The following is a 4,780-nucleotide window of genomic DNA, read 5'->3' as shown; positions in this document are numbered from 1 at the left end:
GTCTCGGCGATGGCGTCGCGGAGGAAGTCGAGCGACTCGACGAGCCCGCCCTTGCCCTCGATCTCGCCGAACAGCGCCCAGGCGGCCCGGGCGAGGTCGTCGGTGAGCTTCTCGACGGCGTGCGCGCCGCCGGCCGGGTCGACGACCGCGGCGACGTGCGACTCGCTGATCAGCAGGCTCGAGGTGTTGCGGGCGATGCGGCGGCTGAACGGCTCCGGCAGGCCCAGCGGCTCGTCGAACGGCAGGACCGTGACGGACGCCGCGCCCCCGACGCCGGCCGAGAGCGCCGCAACGGTGGTCCGGAGCATGTTCACGTACGGGTCGTACTTCGCCATCATCGGGCGGGACGTCACGGCGTGCTGCACCTGGCCGGCGGCAGCGGTGGTGACACCGCTGAGCTCGGCGACCCGGTTCCACAGCCGGCGGGCGGCGCGGAGCTTGGCGATCGTCGGGAACTGCTCATCGGTCGCGGCATACCGGAAGTCGATCAGCGCGGCGGCGTCGTCGACCTCAATGCCGGCGGCGACCAGAGCGCGGAGGTAGGTCACGCCGGCAGCGAGCGAGTAGGCGAGCTCCTGGACGTCGGAGGCGCCGGCGTCGTGCACCGCGGTCGCGTCGACCGTGACGGCGCGTACGCCGAGCGGCTGCGCCAACGCAGCGACCTCTCCGACGATGCCGAGGTCCGTGACGCCGTGGCCCCGGATCGTGGCGCCGAGCGGATCGGCGCCGAAGGACGTACCGGGCGCTGCGGTGACGGCCTTGTCGTCGAGCACGGCTGCCAGTGCGCGGGCCGCCTCGACGGGCTCAGCCGGTGCGTCCAGCACGACGGCTGCGAGGTCGAGGAAGACGGGTTCGAGGATCGTCGCCAGCGCGTCGACCGGGATCGCCCCGCCGCCGACCGAGAGCCACAGCGAGTTGACGCCGTTCTCGAGATCGGTGACGACGTCCTTCGCCGTGCGCTCGACGTCCGGATCGGCGAACCACGCGCGTACGTCCCAGCCGTCGAGCTCGCGGGCGGCCGCGCTGCCGCGGGTGAACGGCGCCTGACCCGGCAGGCCGCCGTCAGGCAGGTCCTGCGTCAGCGAGGGGGTGCCGAGCGGGGTGACGGTGATGCCGTCGAGGGTCGTGGTGGCGAGCTTCTGCCACACGTCGCTGTCGGGTGCGTCGTCAGCGAGCTTCCTGGCCTTGCGGAGCACCGCGGCGGTCGCCTGTTCCCACTCGTCCTGCGTGTGCTCGAGCCCCTTGGACAGGGGGACATCGACCGTTCCGTCTGAGGCCATAAGGGGCATCGTACGAACCGGTAGTGATACCGGCCACTCAATGTGACGTATGTGACGGGCCTGTTACGCGGTCGGCCGGTGCCCCCTGCGAGAATCGGGGAGTGAAGATTCCTGCCGAGATCCTGCCAGCGGACGGACGATTCGGGTCCGGCCCGTCGAAGGTACGCATCGAGGCGCTCGATGCATTGGCGGCAACCCGCGGCTCCCTCATGGGCACCTCGCACCGGCAGGCGCCCGTACGCAACCTCGTCGGCAGCCTGCGCGAAGGCCTCGCCGAGCTGTTCACGCTGCCTGACGGCTACGAGGTCGTGCTGGGCGTCGGCGGGTCGCACGCGTTCTTCGATGCTGCGATGTTCGGGCTCATCCGCGACCGCAGCCAGCACCTCGTGCACGGCGAGTTCACCCGCAAGTTCGCGACCGCGGTGCAGCGCGCGCCGTTCCTCGCGGCGCCCCACGTCCTGGAGAGCGAGTTCACGACGCATCCCGTGCCGGTCGCCGAGCCCGGCGTCGATGCGTACGCGTGGGCGCACAACGAGACCTCGACCGGCGTCATGGTGCCGGTCGAACGGGTGGCCGGCGCCGACGACGGTGCGCTCGTGCTGATCGACGCGACGTCCGGTGCAGGCGGTCTGCCACTCGACATCTCGCAGAGCGATGCCTACTACTTCGCGCCGCAGAAGACGTTCGCGTCCGACGGCGGGTTGTGGGTCGCGCTGATGTCGCCCGCGGCGATCGCACGTGCCGAGGAGATCAAGGCGAGCGGGCGGCACATCCCGGGATTCCTCGACCTGCCGATCGCGATCGACAACTCCCGCAAGAACCAGACCTACAACACGCCGGCGCTGGCGACGCTGTTCCTGATCGAGGACCAGGTGCGCTGGATGCTCGCGCAGGGCGGGCTCGACTGGGCGGTCAAACGTACGACGGACTCGTCGACGCGCCTCTACGAGTGGGCCGAGGAGTCGACGTACGCGACGCCGTTCGTCACCGATCCGGCGGACCGCTCGCTGGTCGTCGGGACGATCGACCTCGAGGGCGTCGACGCCACGGCGGTCACGGCCGCCCTGAGCGAGAACGGCATCGTCGATGTGGCGGGCTATCGCGGGCTCAACCGCAACCAGCTGCGCATCGCGATGTTCCCCGCGATCGAGCCCGACGACATCAGCAAGCTGACGCAATGCATCGACTGGGTCGCCGAACGGCTCTGACCCGAGCGGTGAGTTGGCGTCCAGCGGGCCCTTGAGGCGGTGAGCTGGCGTCCAGCGGGCCCTTGAGGCGGTGAGCTGGCGTCCAGCCCGAAGCGAGTCTTGGACGCCAAGTCACCGCCCAACGATCAGGTGAGCTCGACGCCCTGGCGGTGCAGCTCGCGGTGCTCCTCGTAGGTCGCCGCGTTGCGGTGCAGCGTGACGACCTCGTCCTCGGTCAGCTCGCGGCGCACCTTGCCGGGCACGCCGGCGACGAGTGAGCGCGGCGGGATGACGACGTCCTCGGCGATCAGTGCGCCCGCGGCGATCAGCGACTCGCTGCCGATGACCGCCCCGTTCATGATGATCGCGCCCATGCCGACCAGCACGTGGTCGCCGATCGTGGCGCCGTGGATCACCGCGCCGTGCCCGACCGACACGCCCTCGCCGAGGAACGCCGGCTTGCCCTTGTCGACGTGGAACGCGCAGTTGTCCTGCACGTTCGAGCGCGCGCCGATCGTGATCGGCTCGTTGTCGGCGCGCAGGACCGCGCCGTACCAGATGCTGGCGCCGTCCTCGATCACGACGGACCCGGCGAGGGTCGCATTGGGTGCGACCCACGCCGTGTCCGCCACGCGTGGGGTCTTGTCTCCGAGTGCGATGAGCATGCGCTCAACGTACCGAAGGCAGCAGAGTCAGCTGACCCAGCGGGTGATCGGGTCGATCGCGAAGTAGACCACGAACAGCACGCCGATCAGCCACATCAGCGGGTGGATCGCGGCGACCTTGCCCTTGACCAGCTTGATCACGACGTACGCGACGAAGCCCGCACCGATCCCGGCCGTGATCGAGTACGTGAACGGCATGACGACGATCGTGAGGAACGCCGGGATCGCGATCTCGGAGTCGTCCCACGCGATGTCCTTGACCTGGCTCATCATCAAGAACCCGACGAGCACGAGCGCCGGGACGGCCGCCTCGTTGGGGATGTGCTCGACCAGCGGCACCGCCAGCGTCGACAGCAGGAACAGCACGCCGGTGACGACCGACGCGAGTCCCGTACGCGCACCGTCACCGACCCCTGAGGCCGACTCGATGTACGACGTGTTGCTCGAGACACCGGCCGCGCCACCCGCCGCGGCGGCGATCGAGTCGACGACCAGGATCTTCTGCGCGCCCGCCGGCGTGCCGTCCGCATCGTTGAGTCCGGCCTCGGCGCCGATCGCCGTCATGGTGCCCATCGTGTCGAAGAAGTCCGCCAGCAGGAGCGTGAAGACCAGCAGCGCGGCGGTGATGACGCCGGCACGCTCGAACCCGTTGAACAGGTTGAAGTCGCCGAGCAGCGAGAAGTCGGGCTTGGCGAACACCTTCTCCGGCCATTCCGGGCTGTTGAGGTTCCAGCCCTTCGACGTCGGGTCGCCGCCGCTGGCCGGCACGTCGGCGATCGCCTGGACGATGCCGGCGATGATCGTCGTGGCGATGATGCCGATCAGGATCGCGCCGGGAACGCCGCGCGCGTGGAGCGCGATCATCAGCAGCAGGCCGATGATGAACACGAGCACGGGCCAGCCGGAGAGGCTTCCGCCGATGCCGAGCTGCACCGGTGGTGCGCCGAACCCGGTCGTACGCACGAAGCCCGCGTCGACGAGCCCGATGAACGTGATGAACAGGCCGATGCCCACGGCGATCGCGGTCTTGAGCTGGCGCGGCACGGCGTCGAAGACCGCTTTTCGGAAGCCGGTCAGCACGAGCGCGAGGATGATCAGGCCCTCGAGCACGACGAGCCCCATCGCATCCGCCCACGTCATCTCCGACGCGACCGAGAAGGCCACGAACGCATTCAGGCCGAGTCCCGTTGCCAGTGCGAGCGGGAAGTTCGCGACGACACCCATGAGGATCGTCAGCAGGCCCGCCACCAGTGCGGTCACCGCGGCGATCGTCGCGAAGCCCGCGCCCTTCTCGGTGCCGCCCCCGAGGAAGTTGCCGTCCACGTCCGGCACCCCGGCGAGGATGATCGGGTTGAGCACGATGATGTAGGCCATCGTCAGGAATGTCACGACACCGCCGCGCACCTCCCGGCCGATCGAGGACCCGCGCTGGCTGATCTTGAAGTACTGCTCGAGCGTGCTGGTCATGACACTCCTGGTCGAAGAGACACTCGGTCGCAAGGGAGCATGCCAGACCCCGTCGGACGCCTGGGAATCAGGTGCGGCGACTCGCCGCGGAGGCGATCGCCGCGACCAGCGCGACACCGCCGACGACCCAGAGCCAGATGCTGCCCGCGAAGCCGCTGCCGGCCCGGTTCGCATCCTTCGT

General features: G+C 69.6%; 4 protein-coding genes. 1 reads left to right on the top strand and 3 read right to left on the bottom strand.

Translation table 11 applies throughout. The annotated features are described in order from the left end of the window. Positions 1-1,280 (bottom strand): methylmalonyl-CoA mutase subunit beta (locus V6M46_RS07190; RefSeq protein ID WP_332663310.1); only part of this gene is annotated, 1,280 nt, incomplete at its 3' end. A 101-nt stretch (positions 1,281-1,381) separates the two neighbouring features. Between V6M46_RS07190 and serC the strand changes: the two genes are divergently transcribed. Then, positions 1,382-2,488 (top strand): phosphoserine transaminase, encoded by a 1,107-nt coding sequence (serC, locus tag V6M46_RS07185; protein WP_332663309.1) that lies wholly within the window; start codon positions 1,382-1,384, stop codon positions 2,486-2,488. 125 nt (positions 2,489-2,613) lie between these two features. Here serC and V6M46_RS07180 read toward each other — a convergent pair whose 3' ends face one another. Both V6M46_RS07180 and V6M46_RS07175 read right to left on the bottom strand, forming a co-directional pair. Then, the gene (locus tag V6M46_RS07180; protein ID WP_332663308.1) at positions 2,614-3,132 is read right to left on the bottom strand and encodes a gamma carbonic anhydrase family protein; all 519 of its coding nucleotides are present in this window, start codon (positions 3,130-3,132) and stop codon (positions 2,614-2,616) included. Positions 3,133-3,159: 27 nt separating this feature from the next. After that, positions 3,160-4,599, bottom strand: a complete 1,440-nt coding sequence (locus V6M46_RS07175; protein ID WP_332663307.1) for an NCS2 family permease — start codon at positions 4,597-4,599, stop codon at positions 3,160-3,162. Between the last annotated feature and the right edge of the window lie 181 nt (positions 4,600-4,780).

It is taken from the genome of Aeromicrobium sp. (assembly GCF_036676885.1).
In the GTDB taxonomy this organism is placed as follows: Bacteria; Actinomycetota; Actinomycetes; order Propionibacteriales; family Nocardioidaceae; genus Aeromicrobium.
This window is presented reverse-complemented; position numbering and strand designations above follow the sequence as displayed.